We start from the raw sequence: 18,385 nt of genomic DNA, 5'->3' as shown, positions 1-18,385 counted from the left end.
CCAACTGACCTCGTCCGTTCGGCCAGGTTTCGTCGCGTGGATGCGTTTGTTATGCTGTCTCTCAAGGTTCGGGGCTAGCCCGCCCCATGCTGCTTAGCCGGGCATGCTGTTCGCCTGCACGTCGCTGCCGGCGCGGTCGCGCAATTTCTTGCGATACCACAGCGTCCAGGCCAGCAGGCCGCCGTAGATGCCGTAGCCGATGAACGGAGAGACTACCAGGAAGCGTTCGATCGGCCAGGTCCAGGCCATCCACGAACGTATTGCCGTTTCGCCGGTGAGGCCCACGCCCCATACGGCGGTCATCATGCGCATGGAGGAGGCGAAAGCGGGGCGCTCGTTCCACAGCGCGTCGATGCGTGCGCCGCCGCCAGCCACTTCGCGCGCCACAGTGGCACGTGCGAGGTAGAAGATCAGCGGCCGGGGCATCGGCAGCGAGAGCAGGAAAGCCACGCCGACTGCGCCGGACACCAGCGACTCGCGCAACAGCAGCATGCGCGGGCTGCCGCCCAGCGCCATCGCGCCGATCGACAGCACAATGCCGAGCAGCACGATCACGCTGAGGGCGTCGACGCGCCGAAAGCGAGCCAGTTCGACGAGGCTCCAGATCACCGGCGGCACGGCCGAAGCGATCAGGCCGGCGGTCTCGCCCCAATGGGGCGCCGCGAGCCGGTACGCGAGCCATGGCAGCAGCAGGTTGACCGCCAGTTCGAGCAGGAAAGCGGGGCGCAGTTTCATTCTGATTTACGTTGTAAGCGATGGGTGCGAGTATCGGCGAGGCAGGGGCAGGCGGCAACCGTTTTTCTGCATTGGGCCGGCTTGCCTATGGCGGAGCCCGGGTGGAATCGGCTCCCTATGCGCAAGCTCTTTGGTTTGTTTTGATGTGCGTGTTTTGATGCGCAAGACGCCCTCAGGGCGCATGTGTACACTTGCGTGTTCGTTGCTCCATACCATGCCATGACATCTCGCTATCCGATCCCGCCCAATGAAATCGAACTGACCGCCGTGCGCGCGCAAGGGGCCGGTGGGCAAAACGTCAACAAGGTGTCGAGCGCGATACATCTGCGTTTCGATGTGCGCGCGTCGTCGTTGCCCGACGTCCTGAAGATGCGGCTCCTTGCGCTGTCGGATCGCCGGCTGACGCGTGACGGTGTCGTCATCATCAAGGCCCAGGAATATCGCACCCAGGAGATGAATCGTGCGTCGGCACTGGCGCGGCTCGACGAACTGATTCAGAGCGTCAGCGTCACCCGCACCCCACGTGTCGCAACGCGGCCCACGCGGGCGTCGAACCGGCGCCGGCTCGAAACCAAGGCGCATCGCAGCGAGATCAAGTCCGGCCGCGGCGGGCGCATCGACGATTGAACCGGACTGGACCTCAACGCTTGCGCGTGACGGGCGCGTTGCGGGCCGTGGGAATGAAATCGACGCACAGGATCGTTGTCTCGCCGTTGCGCTCGAGTGTGACGGCTGCGGTGTAGCAGTCTTCGCCGTCGATCAGCGAGTAGTGCGGGCCCATCATGGCAACCCGGCCAGGTGCGGCTAGCGCATGCTTGAAGTAGGCCCGGCGCGACCAGTTGCTGCGCGTCGTCGCCAATAGCGGCGCGAGCCGCTCGGGCGGCGCAGGTACCGAAGGCGCACAGATCGACGGAGAGGTTTGCTCGCCTTGTGCATCCGTGACGAACACCCGGCGCGCCTCCGGAATCGAAAAGACGAACTGGGCAGCCTGCGCCAGATCGCCGTTCGCCGCGAAGCTGCCCGCTGCCGCCAGGACGGCTTCGGCGAATCCTTCGAAGCCAAGTCGCTGGTGACGCGCGTACTTGCGTTCGTAGTCGGCGAACTTGCGCCACATCGAGTCGATCAGCGCGGGTACGCGCTCGCAGGCAGCCTGTACCGAACCCTTCGGCTGGCCCAGCCAGAACCCCTGGACGAAGTCCACGTCGGCCTGCATCAGGATCATCAGCTCATCGTCGGTCTCGACGCCTTCGGCCAGCACCAGCGTCCCCGATTGATGCAGCATGGCGATCAGGTGGCCGATCAGCGATTCCTCGCCCTGGCGTTTGCCTGCGCGGGCCACCAACGAACGGTCGAGCTTGACGATGTCGGGGCGGAAGCGCCACACCCGGTCGAAGTTCGAAAAGCCGGTGCCGAAGTCGTCGATGGCGATCAGGAAGTCGCGTGGTTGAGAGGCGCTCAGCATGCTGGCCACCGCCGATTCATCGTCGGCCGGCTGCTCGAGCACTTCGATGACGATGCGTTCCTGGGGCAGTCCGAAGTGTGCAGACAGTTCGTCGATAAAAGCGCGTTGCGGCCAGCCGGTTTCGAACACTTGCGGCCGCGTGTTGAGGAACAGCCAGCCCACCGGGACGTTCTGCTCCATGAAGTTGGCCACATGCAGGCAACGGCAGATACGGTCAAGCTCGCGTGCTTCGCTCGCCGAGCGTGTGCCCGAAAACAGCACATCGGGCGTGACGGGCAGCCCGACGGGATCGAAGGCCCGCAACAGCGCTTCATAACCGACGATGCGTTGATGGGTGATCGAGAGTACGGGCTGAAACACGCTATGCAGCGTCAGTGCCCGCCATGTGGCGGTCCAGCCGCTCTCGTCGCGCACCAGATGGGGCAGAAGTCCGGTCAGCGTCAGTTCTTCGACGGTGGGCATGGTGGCGTGGTCTCAGGCGTGCGATGCGGCACAACGAAGTCCTGCGCCGCACCGGAACTGGGCCGTGGCGTTGGCAGGGCGAAGACGCTGCCCGAAGAGACGGAGCTCGATTCCAGCCACGCTGGCCTCCGACTAATAGGTCGAAAAACAGTCTAGCAGTTCGAACTTCGCGTGAATGTACGGGTTATCACACACGCGCAAAGCCGTCTGCGTATGGGAATAACGGTAGCACGGGGGTGTGGAGGCTGCCCGCCAAAGTCGAGGTCGGGTCTCTCTCCGACGCCGGATTTTTGGGCCTTTGTGCAGATGTTTGCGGCGGCAACGCGATGCACGCAAGCATGCCCGCATGCCGTTCACGAGGCGGCAGATGTCCTGCTCTTTTGCTAAACGGAACTCAGCACGGCGGAAGGCGCGGAGATGGCAATTCAGTCGGGGAAACCGGGCGGCAAAAAACGTTTCGCCCGTTTCGCCCGCCGTCTGTCTGCAATGCTTAGTGCGTCGACTGGGGTACGTCGAGAATCAGGATGATGGTCCAGTCCGCGTCGCCATCGTGGTGATACTGGCGTTCCGCGACAATAAACGGTTGTTGTTTGCCATCGGGGCCGAGGAACAGCACGTCGCCCTCCATCGGCAAACATTCAACCGGTGGCAGCGCAAGGTACGCTTCCTGACCGCCGCGCGGCATCAGTTTTTCGATCTTGCGGGATGCCGCTTCGGTCCATTCGATGTCAAGCTGGATGTTGCTCATTCTGTCCTCCGCACCAGGGTGCGCACGGGTTGGGGGGTGGTTCTTCGGTGCGCGACTTTAGCATACCGCCTGTGCGCGTCAGACAACAAAAAGCCGAAGCTGGCATGACCGGCTTCGGCTTTTCGACCTTCGCGGAGCGGCTGCGCAGGGCAGCCAACGGTCAGGTGCGGGCCACGTGCAATTATTGGCTGGCCGCGTCAGGCTTTGCCGCTTTCATATGATGCGGCGCCTTCTTGTGTTCCATCTTGTGATGCATGGCCGGCATGGAAGAATGCTGGCTTTCCGCAGCTTGTTGCTGGGCTTGCAAATCTTGGGCACGTTGTTCGACGTCGGCGGCCTTGGCCGGATCGGTACTCATCATGACGCCGTTGTCGGTCTGTGCATACGCTGCGCCCGTCAGGGCCGAGAGGGAAACCAGGATCGCCAGGGACACTTTCTTCATCGTTACCTCCGTAGAGTGGTTGTGGCTAGGTACTGCCTGTCCGATCAGGAAGGACAGTGCATTCTAGCGAGCAATATCCGCTCCAACAGAAGCTTTGTAACAGTTTTGACGGATAGTTACATTTGCTTACGTTTGCGGCCTATTTCCGGGATGACAGGCGATATGCAACGGGCGTTATTGCCGCGTGGCGAGCCCGCCCCTGGGCAGTGTCGGAAGAAGCTGCGCGGTCTCGACGCCGCCGGCTTGCCGCCGCTTTCGGGGGTATGCGGCGGGCGGCTCACAAATAAGTACGGATAACTAACTAAAAGCGTGAAGCGCCGATGCGCGGCGGCCGCCACGCGCACGACCGTCGCACTTAGAACCACCCGAGCCACCGGTACACATGAAACTGCGCAATACCGACCAGTTCATGCAACGCAATCTCCGCGTTGACGAAATTCTCGTAACGCGGCAGCAGCCCGACGCGTACATGGCGCGTATTGGAGATGACGGGTTCAGGCGCGAGTCCGAAGCGATGGAAATCGAGCAGCGCGCGCGGCATCTGAAACGCGGACGTGACCAGGATCAACGAATCGTAGTGCTGCGCCTGCAGGAGCGCGGCCACGTCACGAGCATTCTCGTAGGTCGTGAGACTGCGGTTTTCGAGGGTGACGTCTGCACGCGGTACCTGCCTCTGCAGCAGGTAGGGCAGGTAGGTATCGGCTTCCGACGCTTCGTGCCTCTGCGGGTTGCCGCCGCTGATGATGACTTCGCAGAGTGCGCCGGTTCGTTTGCATGCCGAATAGATTTCGGCGCTCGTCGCGATCCGCGCCAATGCGTCACGCTTCGGGACCAGTTTATGATCGTCGTCATAGTAGGTGCCGCTGCCTAGCATCACAATCACCGTGTGTGCGCCGTACTTTGGGGGCGTCAGGGGTTGCGGATTGCGTTGGGCCCAGTCGAGCAGCGGCGCTGCTAGCCAGCCCGCCGCAAACAGCCAGAAGAGGGCCATAACGGCCAGTGCGAGCGGGACGCGCGCTCGCCTCGTTAGCAGAATTGCTGCAAAAAAAAGCGCCAATAAAGTGAATAGAATCAATTTAAATGGGGTAACGTATGGTTTTTGGGGACATTCACGCCTGCCGCTATCGCGCCACCTCGGTCGCATCATAGGCACGTGAAAAGGACGCTAGCACGAGGTTCGATCGGGGACCCCAAAACATGGAATAACAGGTGGCGCCTGGCGGGAGACGGTGGCATCGCCCTTGCGATGCGCTCCCTGCCATGGGTGGGTGCTACGCGCGTCACTGGTGGCGCGGTGATGTGCTGCGCAAAGATGTGTCATGGGCTGCACTTTAAGAAAGAAGTGAGATGACCACGTATTCCAACGAAGCAGTTCTTGAAGCGCTGCGGCGGGCGCAATATCGCCAGGTCCCGTGGGCCCGGCGCCCGGGTGTATTCGAATATCTTCGCGCGCTCGGCTTGATGGAGACGGTTCGGCAACGCACGGTTGCACCTGCTCCGGGTTTTCATGCGCCGGTCGACATCGCTGTGCTGACCGACCGGGGCCGGGCCGAATTTGCCCGCCTCGAGCGCGATGAGCGTTCGCTGAACTGGACCGCGCGCAGGATGAACGATTACGTTGCCGCGGAGAGACGTACGGCGGATCTGGAAGTTCGCCCGTAGGTCAAACTGCGCTGTTCGAGGACAGGCGCCGGCGCGTCGCCGCCGGTGCTTTGGCATTGCTGCGCACTTTCGCAAATCTACAAAAAAAGCCCGTATCGCAAGGATACGGGCGTACCGGAATTACTACTGCCACGCTGTGCTGATGGCATAGATGAGACTGGCTCGAGTCCCGCTGGTTCCCACGAATGCTCGCGAATTCCTGCGATTCTCCGCAAGGTTTACCCGCGTCAGGGCAGTCTGTTTCGCAATCGAATTCAGGGCTCGTCCTGAGCCCGCTGACGCGTCGTTTTAATGACGGCGCTGCTCGCTCTCGCGCGGCGGCTCCGGCCGCGTGCGTACGTTACTTGCGATGTCGCCGCGCAAATCGCCGCGCGGTGCGGGCGGAGTGAATTCCCGAGGGCGCTCGCCCTGTTGCCACGTCTCGAGCGAGGCAGTACGGTCAGGCCGCCAGTTCCAACCCTGGGACCTTTGCTGCGCGAAGGTAGGTGCGGCAATGAATGAAACGACAATGCCGCACAGAAGCAGTGACATTGGTTTCATGCTGGGCTCCATTCAAACCCGTTGGCTTGGGTTTTTGTGCATACTCATACGGTATGCTCAGGAGCGAAAGCACGCTGTAAGTAATCGTAAATGGATGTTTCACTGCGTGTCTGTAGCACGGCAGTCGGGATTGCGGCACGGCGCTGATGAACAGCGTACCGCGCACGTCGGCGACTCTCGCGGCTGCGCCGTCGGCGACTCTCGCGGCTGCGCCGTCGCCGACTCTCGCGGCTGCGCCGTCGCCGACACAGCCCAGGCTGGATTCAGTCTGGCAGATACGCGCCGGGCGCCCAAGGGCGCCCGGCGGCATAACAACGGTGTCTCAGGCCATCTTGACCGGCGCGCGCCACGATTCCGGATTGGTCCAGAAGGCGCCGCGCAGGCGATCGCGGCTCGGCGGTGCGGGCGGCTTGGCAGCCGTCGCGCCAATCCGGCCACGCAGCGAGATTTCCCGGCCGCTCGTGCCGAGTCGCTTGACTATTTCGGCGAGCGTACCATCAGCTTGCCACTCGTCGAAACGGCGGCGGCAGGTCGGCGGCGAGGGGTAACGGCCGGGAAGCTTGGACCAGCCTTCTCCCGTCGAGAGTACCCACAGAACCGCATTGACAACCGCGCGCGCTTCCACACGTGGCCGACCGCGTCGTTCGCTCCGTGCTGGCTCCGCACAGAACAACGCCTCGACCAGCGCCCACTCGTTGTCTCTCAAATCGTCGAACAGCATCATGTCTCACCTCAGCGAAGCTAACTCCGGTGCGCTGCCCCGCGCCGCGCACTCTCCATGCACTCAATCGCGAGTGCCAGGCGGGGTCGGGCTAGCCACGGTTCTGGTTATGCAACCAGGTCCATGGCGCCGACCCAGTGCGCATCCAAATGCACGAAGCGTGCCATCTTGTTAAAAACTACCTCGAAGCCCCGTAACATCGGGCCAGCGCGGGCGTTAGTCAGGGGCGTATAAGAATCCAAAAAAGCCGTCCCGCAAATCGGGACAATCACCAATCTTGTGCAATCAGGCCCGCGCAACGTGCGTTTGCGCCTTATTGCTGCATCGCAGCGAAATGATCGAATGGCTGTGAGGCACGAAAAGAAACAATACAATGCTCATCAAATGAGGTCATTGATGAGGAAGCAGGATGAATGTCACGCTGCGCCAGCTAAGGGTTTTCATTGAGGTCGCGCGCTTGCAGAGCTTTAGCCGCGCAGGCGACGAGATCGGGCTGACTCAGTCCGCGGTGAGCCGCTGCGTGCGGGAACTGGAGGCAGAAATCGGCCTCAAGCTGATTGACCGGACCACCCGCGAGGTTCAGTTGACCGACGTGGGCGGCAACCTGGTATCGAGCGTCTCGCGTCTGTTAGCCGATCTCGACGACACGCTGCGTGAGATACGCGAGATCGGCGAGCAGCGGCGCGGGCGGGTGGTGGTGGCGGCGAGCCCGACGGTCGCCTGCCGGTTGATGCCACAGGTGGTGGCGGGTTGTGGAAAGCAGTTTCCCTTCATCACACTGGGGCTGCGCGACGACGTGCAAAGCGATGTGGTGCGCAAGGTCAAGTCGGGCGAGGTCGATTTCGGGGTCGTCATTGGGCCGTTTTCCGCGGACGATCTGCTGAGCGAGCCGCTGATGACCGATTCGTTCTGTCTCGTCTCGCGCGCCGATCACCCGCTGGCGGCGAAGACGCGGGTAGCGTGGTCGGACCTGGAAGGCCAGCGGCTCGTGATGCTCGATTACGCGTCCGGTAGCCGGCCGATCATCGACGCCGTCATGAGCGAGCATGGCGTCAGCGCCACGGTGGTGCAGGAACTGGGGCATTCGGCCACCGTGTTCGGGCTGGTGGAGGCGGGCGTGGGCGTCAGCGTGCTGCCGTGGCTGGCTTTGCCGCTGCCCGCGGATACCTCGCTGGTAGCGCGGCCGCTGGTGCCGCGCGCCGAGCGCACGGTCGAACTGGTGCGGCGGCGCGACCGGTCGCTGTCGCCGGCTGCGGAGGCGGTGTGGGGCTTGATCCGGCAATTGCCGGCGCGGGCGGAGGATCTGCGGTAGAACGGGGCGAGTTGGCTAAACTATCGGCCTGTATGCCACATGTTCCATAACCTGAACCGACCTGCCTGGATGCCTTGATGAGCGAATCCGATCTGTCCGCCCCTTTCCTGTCGAACGCGCGTGACGCCGTCCGTGCGCTGCGCCCCTCCCAGATTCGTGAAGTGGCCAACGCCGGGTTTGGTGTGGAGAACGTGCTGCCGTTCTGGTTCGGCGAGTCCGATCGCGTGACGCCGGAGTTCATCCGGACGGCGGCGAGCGATGCACTCGCCCAGGGCGCCACCTTCTACACCCACAACCTCGGCATTGCGCCACTGCGCGAAACGCTTGCCGGCTACGTGACGCGTCTGCACGGCGCGACCTCGGATAACCACATCGCGGTCACGAGTGCCGGGGTCAATGCCTTGATGCTGGCTGCACAGCTGGTGGTAGGCGCCAGCGACCGGGTGGTGGCGGTCACGCCGCTCTGGCCGAATCTGGTCGAGATTCCGAAGATCCTCGGCGCCCATGTCGAGACCGTCGCGCTCGGTTATGGCGCACAAGGCTGGACGCTTGATCTGGAGCGCCTGCTTGCTGCCCTTACGCCGGACACGAAGCTCTTGCTGATTAACTCGCCGAATAATCCGACCGGCTGGGTGATGAGTGCGGACCAGCAACGCATCGTGCTCGAGCATTGCCGGCGGCATGGCATCTGGATCGTCGCCGACGAGGTCTACGAGCGGCTTTACTATGCTGGCGACGCGGCCCGCAGCGCGCCGTCTTTTCTGGATCTGGCCGGACGCGACGAGCGCGTGATCTGCGTCAACTCGTTCTCGAAGGCATGGCTGATGACCGGCTGGCGGCTCGGCTGGATTGTCGCGCCGGCGGCCTTGATGGACGATCTGGGCAAGCTGGTCGAGTACAACACGTCGTGTGCGCCGGCCTTCGTGCAACTGGCAGGGGTGGCCGCCGTTCAGCAGGGCGAGCAGCTCACGCGGCAACTGGTGGCCGACCTGCAGACTTCCCGCGATCACCTGGTCGAGGCGCTCTCCGCGCTGCCAGGGGTCGACGTGAAGGCCCCGCTGGGTGCGATGTATCTGTTCTTCTCGCTGCCGGGCGCGGCGCAGAGTCTTGCCCTGTGCAAGGCGCTTGTGCGCGAGGTGGGCCTGGGCCTCGCGCCCGGCAGCGCCTTCGGTCAGGAGGGCGAGGGGTTCGTGCGCTGGTGCTACGCCTGCGACCCGGCCCGCCTCGACGCCGGCGTCGCTCGGCTTCGGCAGTTCCTCGCGCAGCACGCTGCGAGCTGAACGCGTGGCTTCCGTGGCCGCGGCAGAGCGGTATTGGGCTCAGGTGAGTCCGTCTTGCGACACCGTTTTGAAGCAGTTGGCCGTTAAAGCGTCCACAGGAACGAAATGCAGGGCTGAAAAGCGCGTACGGAAAATGCACATGAAATGCGGGAGTCGCCGGGATTTCGTCTTTACGCATTGAATGTTTTTGCGTAATATGGCGCTCAGTCACGCGATTCCTTGCAGGAATATCGCTGCTCCGTCCGGCTGGGTTTGGCTCGATTGCCTGTTTCGCCTCCCCCCGGTGCGTGCTCCCATCAATATGACCGATCAGAATCGGGCGAGCGCGTCTTCAGTTCCAAATCGTCTGTTTGATCCGGTTCTTTGACCACAGGGTCTGACCTAGCTGCATGAATACCCAAGAGGCGAAGATCGTCCTCGAGACTGCCTTGATCTGCGCGCAGGAGCCTTTAAAGCTCGCTGAGCTGCGCAAGCTCTTTGCCGACGGCGTGTCGGCAGATACGGTTCGCACGTTGCTCGAAGACCTGAAACACGATTGGTCCGGGCGCGGCGTAGAGCTGGTTGGGCTTGCGTCGGGCTGGCGGTTTCAAAGCAAGCCCGCGATGCGTTCGTATCTGGATCGGCTGCATCCCGAGAAACCGCCGAAATACTCGCGCGCCGTTCTCGAGACGCTCGCGATTATTGCGTATCGGCAACCGGTCACACGCGGCGATATCGAAGAGATTCGTGGCGTGACGGTGAACACGCAGGTGGTGAAGCAACTCGAGGATAGAGGCTGGATCGAAGTAATCGGCCATCGTGACGTGCCCGGCAGGCCTGCGCTGTACGCGACCACCCGGCAGTTTCTCGACGACCTCGGTTTGCGGGCACTCGACGAATTGCCGCCGCTGGACGATCCGTCTGCGCAGCTGAACGCCGATCTGCTGGGCCAGCATGCGATCGAATTTCCTGACGCTGTAGCGCAGGGGAACGAAGAGATAGACGCCGAGGCATCGGCCGATGCGACGGTGTCGGGGGAAGACGTGGCCGCTGACGCACCGGTTGCCGTAGAGCAGCCCGTGGCTGCGGCGCTGAACAGTGCCCACGATAGTGTCGAGCCCACTTTTGCCGAACATGAAGATGCCCCGGCTCAAGAAGATGCGCTTGCTCAAGACGCCGAGGCGGCGCCGGCAGGAACGGAAATAGCTGGCCTTGCAGAGCCGGACCACGGCACTGCTGCTGAAGAACATGCTGAACCGCAAGCCGATGCCGCCGCAAGCGCCGCTCCGGTTGCACAAGATCAGGATCCGGTCTCCCAGGCCGGTCCCGCAACACCCGCGCACGACTCGGGCGAACTCCGCGGTACGGAGCACGTCGTCGAGTCGAACCCGACACGTGTGGCGCATGGCGATCCAGAAGATCGCCACGATGTCGCACAGGACGCGGGCGTACTGACCGACGACGAAAACGAGTCGCGCAGCGCCTGACGTAACCGAACTTTTTGCCGCGCCCGCAACGGGCGCGCGCGACCTGACATTTTGAGGTTGTTTTGACAGATACCCACGATACCGATTCGTCCGAATCCGAGCACGCTGTGCATGCCACGCGCGCCGGCGAAACGCGTACTTCGCAGGCACCGGGAGGCGAGTCCGATCGCCCGGCGAACGCCGAAGGCGCCGAGGGCGAAGAACGTCCGCGCCGCGGATTGCGCCGCGGGCCGCGTAGCCTGATCGCGCGACGTCGCGCGGGGGCGAAGAACAAGACTGCGGAAGGTGCGGCCGAACCGGTCGTGACGGAAGCGCCGCCGGACGGCGAAGTAGTCGCGCAGGTTCGCATGCCGCGCAAGGAACCGGGCTCCAAGGGGCAGGGTCCGCGCCGCAATGCAGGTGGCAAGCGCGAAGGCGCGGCGAACCGTGAGGGTGGTCCGCGCGAAGGCGGCCAACCCCGTGAAGGCGGTCCTCGCGAAGGCGGCCGCCCGCGTCAGAATCGCCGTGGCGGCGAAGCGCCGGTCGTGGCCGCGGCCGCGTCGGACGCGAACCCGGACGATCTGTTTTCTTACGTGACCTCGCCCGCGTTCGACGCGGACAACAGCACCACCGGCGGCGTGCGCGCCCCGATGCTGCGTCGTGGCAAGCCGGCTGCGCCGAAGCGAGTGCTGTCCCCGGACGACGACGCACCGAAGCTGCACAAGGTGCTCGCCGAAGCGGGCATGGGTTCGCGCCGCGATATGGAAGAGCTGATCATCGCCGGCCGCGTTTCGGTCAACGGCGAGCCGGCTCACATCGGTCAACGCATCATGCCGACCGATCAGGTTCGCATTAACGGCAAGCCGGTCAAGCGCAAGCTGCAAAACAAGCCGCCGCGCGTGCTGCTGTACCACAAGCCGACTGGCGAAATTGTCAGTCACGCCGATCCGGAAGGCCGTCCGTCGGTGTTCGACAAGCTGCCGCCGATGAAAACCGCCAAGTGGCTGGCGGTCGGCCGTCTCGACTTCAACACCGAAGGTCTGCTGATGCTGACCACCTCGGGCGATCTGGCAAACCGCTTCATGCATCCGCGTTACAGCGTCGAGCGCGAGTACGCGGTACGCGTGGTCGGTGAGCTGGCCGAAGGGATGCGTCAGAAACTGTTGCACGGCGTCGAACTCGAAGACGGCCCGGCGAACTTCCTGCGTATCCGCGATGGCGGCGGCGAAGGCACCAATCACTGGTATCACGTCGCGCTGGCCGAAGGCCGCAATCGCGAGGTGCGCCGCATGTTCGAAGCAGCCGGCCTGATGGTCAGCCGCCTGATCCGTACCCGCCACGGCCCGATCTCGCTGCCGAAGGGTCTGAAGCGCGGCCGTTGGGAAGAACTCGAAGACAACCAGGTGCGCAGCCTGATGGCATCGGTGGGGCTGAAGGCCACCAGCGAAGAAAAGGGTGGCCGCAGCGCGGCGCCTGAGCGCAAGCAGCCGGATCCGATGCAAACCTCGATGGGCTTCATTAATCGCGAGCCGGTGCTGATGTCGCATGGCCGTTTCGATCAGCAACCGCCGCGTGGCGGTGGTCAGCGTCGCGGTGCGGCAGGTGGTAGTTTCGGCGGTGGCGCCGGTTCCGGCTTTGGCGGCGGTTACGGTCGCGGTGCGGGACGTGGTGCGAGCGGCGGTGGTTTCACCGGTCCGATGAGCAGCGGTGGCGGGGCGAATGCGCCGCGCGGTGGCCGCGAAGTCGATGGCAACCGTGCGCCGTCGGGCAACGGCAATCGTGCTGCGGGCGGCGGCAAGCGCGCTGGCGCTGCGGGTGGCAACCCGGGCAACGGCGGCGGTCGCGGACCGGGTGCAGGCCCGGGCAACCGCGGCGGCAATGCGAACCGCTCGGGCGGCGGCAATCCGAACGCCGGAGCGAATCGCGGCGGCGGTCCTCGCGGACGCTCGCGCGGTCGCTAGGACAGCAGGGCTGGATACGGCCCGCGCAAGGGTTTCGACAGGCGTGTCGGGCACGCCTGCGTCGTGCAAAAAACGAGCACGCCACAAAACGTAAATTCGGGCCGCAAAATCAGAATGCAAAATTCGGGGCGAGATCCACTGGCGATCTAACCCCGCAAGCTGCGCCGAACACCTTGCGCAATGCGCTTTTCGCCCCCATCTGAGCCAAGATCGCAGTGAAATCAAGCGGAAATGCGTGTTTCATGCACTGCGCCGGTTTGCGTTTGTCCTGAAAAATGGCTACAATCGCAGAGTCGCTGGGCGTGCGGCTTTTCATGTGCGGCTCAGGTGCGACCACCGGCAATAAGATGATGGGCGTTTCGCCCATTTTTTTTTGCCGCTTTAGTTTGTGGTTCGGCATCTCGGGTAGCACGAACGTGCGCCAGCTTGGCGCGCGGCCCGCAGGTTGTTTGCAGGTAAAACCGGCAGGCTTGCCGCGCGAACATCTTAGAGGGCACTGTGCAACTGACGGAACTGATTGAAACCACGGTCGTGGGTCTCGGCTACGAGCTCGTCGATCTGGAGCGCACCGGGCGCGGCATGCTGTGTATTTTCATTGACCAGCCGGCCGGCATCGCAATCGAAGATTGCGAAAAGGTCACGCGTCAGCTCCAGCACGTTCTGACGGTCGAAAATATCGATTATGAGCGGCTTGAAGTATCGTCGCCGGGTCTCGACCGCCCGCTGAAGAAACTGGCGGATTTCGAACGCTTCGCAGGCAGCGAAGTGGCAATTACATTGAAAAAGCCATTGGACGGACGGAAATCGTACCGGGGCATCCTGCATGCTCCGCAAGGCGAGACGATCGGTCTGGAATTTGAAGGGAAGGAAGGCGCCGCGATGCTCGATTTCACGCTCGCGGACATCGATAAAGCACGCCTCGTTCCAAAGTTTGACTTTAGGAGCCGCAAACAATGAGTCGCGAAGTGTTGATGCTGGTGGATGCGCTGGCACGCGAGAAGAACGTCGACAAAGACGTGGTATTTGCCGCGCTTGAAGCGGCTCTCGCTTCGGCCTCCAAAAAACTCTTCGAAGAAGATGCGGACATCCGCGTCCATATCGACCGTGAAAGCGGCGAGCACGAAACGTATCGCCGCTGGCGCGTGGTGCCGGACGAAGCCGGTCTGCAGGAGCCGGACCAGGAGATCCTGCTGTTCGAAGCACGTGAGCAGAAGGCCGATGCGCAGCTCGACGAGTTCATCGAAGAACCGGTGCCGTCTATCGAATTCGGCCGTATCGGCGCGCAGGCCGCCAAGCAGGTGATCCTGCAGAAGGTGCGCGACGCCGAGCGCGAGCAGATCCTGAACGACTTCCTGGAACGCGGCGAGAACATCATGACCGGTACGGTCAAGCGCCTCGACAAGGGCAATTTCATCGTCGAATCGGGCCGTGTCGAAGCGCTGCTGCGCCGCGACCAGCTGATTCCGAAGGAAAACCTGCGCGTGGGCGACCGCGTGCGCGCCTACATCGCCAAGGTCGATCGCACCGCTCGCGGTCCGCAGATTGAACTCTCGCGTACGGCGCCCGAGTTCCTGATGAAGCTGTTCGAAATGGAAGTGCCGGAAATCGAGCAGGGCCTGCTCGAGATCAAGGCAGCGGCGCGCGACCCTGGCGTGCGCGCCAAGATCGGCGTGATCGCTTACGACAAGCGGATCGATCCGATCGGCACCTGTGTCGGCATCCGCGGTTCGCGCGTGCAGGCTGTGCGCAACGAGCTCGGTGGCGAAAACGTCGACATCGTGCTATGGTCGGAAGATCCCGCCCAGTTTGTGATCGGCGCTCTCGCGCCGGCAGCCGTGCAGTCGATCGTCGTCGATGAAGAAAAGCATTCGATGGACGTCGTCGTCGACGAGAACGAACTGGCGGTCGCAATCGGCCGTAGCGGCCAGAACGTGCGTCTTGCCAGCGAACTCACCGGCTGGCAGATCAATATCATGACGCCGGACGAATCTGCGCAAAAGCAGAATCAGGAACGCGGTGTTCTGCGTGACCTGTTCATGGCGCGTCTCGATGTCGACGAGGAAGTGGCTGACATCCTGATCGACGAAGGCTTTACCAGCCTCGAAGAGATCGCCTATGTGCCGCTCAACGAGATGCTCGAGATCGAAGCGTTCGACGAAGACACTGTGCACGAGCTGCGCAATCGCTCACGCGATGCGTTGCTGACGATGGCAATCGCAAATGAAGAAAAGGTCGAAAATGTTGCACTCGACCTGAAGAGCCTGGACGGCATCGACGCCGACCTGCTCGCGAAGCTGGCCGAACATCAGATTCACACACGTGACGATCTGGCCGAGCTGGCTGTAGATGAATTGGTCGAGATGACCGCGATGGAAGAGGATGCCGCTAAGGCGTTGATCATGAAAGCACGTGAACATTGGTTCCAGTGAGAAATGACCATGGCGCACTAAATTGAAGCGGCCCCAGGCCGCATGACACGATGCTAACCGCAAGGAATCGGTCCTTGCATTAAGAGGAATGAATGGCGAGTAACAACGTAGCCCAATTTGCCGCGGAACTGAAAATGCCTGCAGGCGTGCTGCTTGAGCAGCTGCAGGCAGCAGGCGTCACTAAAGCGAGCGAAGACGACACCCTGTCCGAAACGGACAAGGCGCGTCTGCTCGACCACTTGCGCAAGTCTCACGGCTCGACTGATGCGGACAAGCGCAAGATCACGCTGACGAAACGGCATACGTCGGAAATCAAGCAGTCTGATTCGACGGGTAAGGCTCGTACCATTCAGGTCGAAGTGCGCAAGAAGCGCACGTTCGTCCGCCGCGACGAAGCGGGTGGCGAAGGCGGCGATGCATCGAATCATGTGGCTGAGGCCGACGTCGATACGGATGACCTCGAACTTCAGCGTCGCGAGGAAGAAGCGCGTCACGAAGCCGAGCTGCTCGAAAAGCAGGCTCAGGAGCTGAAGGCGCGTCAGGAACAGCTCGAACGCGAAGAAGCCGAGCGTCAGGCGCGTGAGCAGGCCGCCGAAGCCGAGCGGCGTCGTGCGGAAGAGGAAGCGGCGAAGAAGCGCGCTGCTGCCGCCGCCGAAACTGCCACGCAGAAGAAGGTCGAGCAGGTTGTGCAAGCTGCGCAGCCCGAAGCAGCAGCACCGGCTGCGGCGACCGAACAGGACGACGAACGCGCCGCAGCGGAACGCGCGGCGCAACGCGAAGCCGCGAAGAAGGCAGAAGACGCAGCGCGTCTGGCTGCGGAGAAGACGCGCGCCGAGCAGGAAGAAATCAGCAAGCGCCGTGCGAAGGCAGAAGCCGAAGCGCGTGCGATTCGCGAAATGATGAGCACGCCGCGCAAGGCAGCCCAGCCCAAGGCGCCTGAGCCTGCTGCTGCTCCGGCTGCGGCGGCCAAGCCCGCTGAAGCGCCGAAGGCTGCGGAAGCCAAGGGCACGTTGCACAAGCCGGCTCGTCCGGCAGGCGAAGCGCCGGCGCGTCCGGCTGCCAAGAAGCCGGTGGCGGCAACGCCGTCTGCGACTCCCGCACCGTCGGCTGGCGACAAGAAGAAGCCGGGCGCAGGCAAGGGCGGCTGGCAGGACGACGCAGCGAAGCGCCGCGGCATCAAGACGCGTGGCGATACGAGCGGCGGTGTCGATCGCGGCTGGCGCGGTGGCCCGAAGGGTCGCGGCAAGCATCAGGATCAGAACACCACGTTCCAGGCGCCGACCGAACCGATCGTGCGCGAAGTGCATGTGCCGGAAACGATTACGGTGGCCGATCTGGCCCACAAGATGGCCGTGAAGGCGTCCGAAGTCATCAAGTCGATGATGAAGCTCGGCCAGATGGTCACGATCAACCAGATGCTGGACCAGGAAACGGCGATGATCATCGTCGAAGAACTGGGCCATCACGCGGTTGCGGCCAAGCTGGACGATCCGGAAGCGATGCTGGTCGAAGGCGAAGTCAGCTCCGATGCAGAATCGCTGCCGCGTCCGCCGGTCGTCACGGTCATGGGTCACGTCGACCACGGCAAGACGTCGCTGCTCGACTACATCCGCCGCGCCAAGGTGGCAGCGGGTGAAGCGGGCGGGATTACACAGCACATTGGCGCGTACCACGTGGAAACGCCGCGCGGCGTGATCACGTTCCTCGACACGCCGGGTCACGAGGCCTTCACGGCCATGCGTGCTCGCGGTGCGAAGGCAACGGACATCGTGATTCTGGTGGTTGCAGCCGACGACGGCGTGATGCCGCAGACGAAGGAAGCGATTGCCCACGCGAAGGCAGGCGGCGTGCCGCTCGTCGTCGCGATCAACAAGATCGACAAGCCGGATGCGAATCCGGAGCGCGTGAAGCAGGAACTCGTCGCGGAAGGCGTCGTGCCGGAAGAATACGGTGGCGATTCGCCGTTCGTGTCGGTGTCGGCCAAGACCGGCGCAGGCATCGACGACCTGCTCGAAAACGTGCTGCTGCAGGCCGAAGTGCTGGAATTGAAGGCACCGGTCGAAGCGCCGGCCAAGGGTCTGGTCATCGAAGCGAAGCTCGATAAGGGTAAGGGTCCGGTTGCAACGATCCTGGTTCAGTCGGGTACGTTGAACCGTGGTGACGTCGTGCTGGCAGGCAGCGCCTATGGCCGCGTGCGCGCCATGCTCGACGAGACCGGCAAGCCGACCAAGTCGGCTGGTCCGTCGATCCCGGTTGAGATTCAAGGTTTGTCGGAAGTGCCGCAGGCTGGCGAAGAAGTTATCGTCATGCCGGACGACCGCAAGGCGCGTGAAGTCGCACTGTTCCGTCAAGGCAAGTTCCGCGACGTCAAGCTGGCCAAGCAACAGGCCGCGAAGCTCGAGAACATGCTGGAACAGATGGGCGAAGGCGAAGTGCAGTACCTGCCGCTTATCGTCAAGGCCGACGTGCAGGGTTCGCAGGAAGCGCTGGTGCAATCGCTGCAAAAGCTCTCTACCGACGAAGTGCGCGTGCAGATTGTGCACGGCGCGGTGGGCGGCATCAGCGAAAACGACGTCAACCTGGCAACGGCTTCGAAGGCGGTCATCATCGGCTTCAACACCCGTGCGGATGCACAGGCGCGCAAGCTGGCGGAGTCCAACGGTATCGACATTCGCTACTACAACATCATCTATGACGCTGTGGATGAAGTGAAGGCTGCGATGTCGGGCATGCTGGCACCGGAGAAGCGCGAAGTCGTCACCGGTATGGTCGAAGTTCGTCAGGTCTTCAAGGTGCCGAAGGTCGGCGCGGTGGCCGGTTGTATGGTCACGGACGGCTTCGTCAAGCGCTCGTCGTCGGTGCGCGTGCTGCGCAACAACGTCGTGATTCATACGGGCGAGCTCGATTCGCTCAAGCGCTTCAAGGACGACGTCAAGGAAGTGCGTCAAGGCTTCGAGTGCGGTATGTCGATCAAGAACTTCAACGACATTATCGAAGGCGACCAGTTCGAAGTCTTCGAAGTCACTGAAGTCGCGCGTTCGCTGTAATTCAGGCGCAACGCTGAAGGGGCGGGGCGGGCGCTTGCGCCCCTCCGCCCCTTGTTTTTGTGCGCGTGCATTTTGTGCTCGCGTGCGTTCGCGGCCCCGCCAGGGGGACGCGAGCCCCATTGCTATCCGCCAGAGCGGA

General features: G+C 63.0%; 16 protein-coding genes and 1 pseudogene. 9 read left to right on the top strand and 8 right to left on the bottom strand.

Annotation, left to right across the window (positions count from 1 at the left end; genetic code table 11):
- Positions 1-93: 93 nt before the first annotated feature.
- Entirely contained in the window at positions 94-735 is a 642-nt protein-coding gene (locus P3T24_RS14915; protein ID WP_429435621.1) for a VC0807 family protein, read from the bottom strand.
- A gap of 219 nt (positions 736-954) precedes the next feature.
- On the opposite strand from P3T24_RS14915, the gene arfB reads away from it, so the two are divergent.
- A complete protein-coding gene (arfB, locus tag P3T24_RS14910) occupies positions 955-1,362 on the top strand; it encodes an alternative ribosome rescue aminoacyl-tRNA hydrolase ArfB (protein WP_074264998.1) in 408 nt (135 codons plus the stop codon).
- 13 nt (positions 1,363-1,375) lie between these two features.
- Here arfB and P3T24_RS14905 read toward each other — a convergent pair whose 3' ends face one another.
- From P3T24_RS14905 to P3T24_RS14890, 4 genes are all read right to left on the bottom strand, one after another.
- Positions 1,376-2,659, bottom strand: a complete 1,284-nt coding sequence (locus P3T24_RS14905) for a sensor domain-containing phosphodiesterase (protein ID WP_074264997.1) — start codon at positions 2,657-2,659, stop codon at positions 1,376-1,378.
- 490 nt (positions 2,660-3,149) lie between these two features.
- Entirely contained in the window at positions 3,150-3,407 is a 258-nt protein-coding gene (locus P3T24_RS14900; protein WP_074264996.1) for a DNA-binding protein, read from the bottom strand.
- 181 nt (positions 3,408-3,588) lie between these two features.
- Positions 3,589-3,849: a hypothetical protein gene (locus P3T24_RS14895; protein ID WP_429287536.1), complete on the bottom strand. Its 261-nt coding sequence runs from the start codon at positions 3,847-3,849 to the stop codon at positions 3,589-3,591.
- Between the two features lie 355 nt (positions 3,850-4,204).
- A complete protein-coding gene (locus tag P3T24_RS14890) occupies positions 4,205-4,924 on the bottom strand; it encodes a YdcF family protein (RefSeq protein WP_429287537.1) in 720 nt (239 codons plus the stop codon).
- 272 nt (positions 4,925-5,196) lie between these two features.
- Between P3T24_RS14890 and P3T24_RS14885 the strand changes: the two genes are divergently transcribed.
- The gene (locus P3T24_RS14885; RefSeq protein ID WP_074264994.1) at positions 5,197-5,511 is read left to right on the top strand and encodes a hypothetical protein; all 315 of its coding nucleotides are present in this window, start codon (positions 5,197-5,199) and stop codon (positions 5,509-5,511) included.
- A gap of 288 nt (positions 5,512-5,799) precedes the next feature.
- On the opposite strand, the gene P3T24_RS14880 is transcribed toward P3T24_RS14885, so the two are convergent.
- Positions 5,800-6,051 carry a hypothetical protein gene (locus tag P3T24_RS14880; protein WP_429435619.1) on the bottom strand — a complete coding sequence of 84 codons (252 nt, stop codon included), beginning with the start codon at positions 6,049-6,051 and terminating at the stop codon, positions 5,800-5,802.
- A 325-nt stretch (positions 6,052-6,376) separates the two neighbouring features.
- A pseudogene (locus P3T24_RS14875) lies at positions 6,377-6,772 on the bottom strand (transposase); the annotation flags it as partial.
- 409 nt (positions 6,773-7,181) lie between these two features.
- Between P3T24_RS14875 and P3T24_RS14870 the strand changes: the two are divergent.
- From P3T24_RS14870 to rluB, 4 genes are all read left to right on the top strand, one after another.
- The gene (locus P3T24_RS14870) at positions 7,182-8,084 is read left to right on the top strand and encodes a LysR family transcriptional regulator (RefSeq protein ID WP_074264992.1); all 903 of its coding nucleotides are present in this window, start codon (positions 7,182-7,184) and stop codon (positions 8,082-8,084) included.
- Positions 8,085-8,161: 77 nt separating this feature from the next.
- Positions 8,162-9,364 (top strand): pyridoxal phosphate-dependent aminotransferase, encoded by a 1,203-nt coding sequence (locus P3T24_RS14865; protein ID WP_429435616.1) that lies wholly within the window; start codon positions 8,162-8,164, stop codon positions 9,362-9,364.
- A 389-nt stretch (positions 9,365-9,753) separates the two neighbouring features.
- On the top strand, positions 9,754-10,830 hold the full coding sequence (gene scpB / locus P3T24_RS14860; protein WP_429435614.1) for an SMC-Scp complex subunit ScpB: 1,077 nt from the start codon (positions 9,754-9,756) through the stop codon (positions 10,828-10,830).
- Between the two features lie 62 nt (positions 10,831-10,892).
- A complete protein-coding gene (gene rluB, locus P3T24_RS14855) occupies positions 10,893-12,770 on the top strand; it encodes a 23S rRNA pseudouridine(2605) synthase RluB (RefSeq protein ID WP_429435611.1) in 1,878 nt (625 codons plus the stop codon).
- 109 nt (positions 12,771-12,879) lie between these two features.
- Here the strand turns inward: rluB and P3T24_RS14850 are convergent, their stop codons facing one another.
- Positions 12,880-13,182: a hypothetical protein gene (locus P3T24_RS14850; RefSeq protein ID WP_429435608.1), complete on the bottom strand. Its 303-nt coding sequence runs from the start codon at positions 13,180-13,182 to the stop codon at positions 12,880-12,882.
- Between the two features lie 86 nt (positions 13,183-13,268).
- On the opposite strand from P3T24_RS14850, the gene rimP reads away from it, so the two are divergent.
- The 3 genes from rimP to infB all read left to right on the top strand — a co-directional run bounded on the left by rimP (position 13,269) and on the right by infB (position 18,246).
- The gene (rimP, locus tag P3T24_RS14845) at positions 13,269-13,727 is read left to right on the top strand and encodes a ribosome maturation factor RimP (protein WP_074264987.1); all 459 of its coding nucleotides are present in this window, start codon (positions 13,269-13,271) and stop codon (positions 13,725-13,727) included.
- Positions 13,724-15,199, top strand: coding sequence for a transcription termination factor NusA (nusA, locus tag P3T24_RS14840; protein WP_074264986.1), 1,476 nt, complete (start codon positions 13,724-13,726; stop codon positions 15,197-15,199). Before rimP ends, nusA begins: the two co-directional genes overlap by 4 nt.
- A 92-nt stretch (positions 15,200-15,291) precedes the next feature.
- Positions 15,292-18,246, top strand: a complete 2,955-nt coding sequence (gene infB / locus P3T24_RS14835) for a translation initiation factor IF-2 (protein ID WP_429435606.1) — start codon at positions 15,292-15,294, stop codon at positions 18,244-18,246.
- Positions 18,247-18,385 lie beyond the last annotated feature (139 nt).

The organism is Paraburkholderia sp. GAS33 (assembly GCF_050436645.1).
In the GTDB taxonomy this organism is placed as follows: domain Bacteria; phylum Pseudomonadota; class Gammaproteobacteria; order Burkholderiales; family Burkholderiaceae; genus Paraburkholderia; species Paraburkholderia phenazinium_B.
The sequence above is the reverse complement of the archived record's forward strand: the minus strand, read 5'-3'. Positions and strand labels throughout refer to the sequence as shown.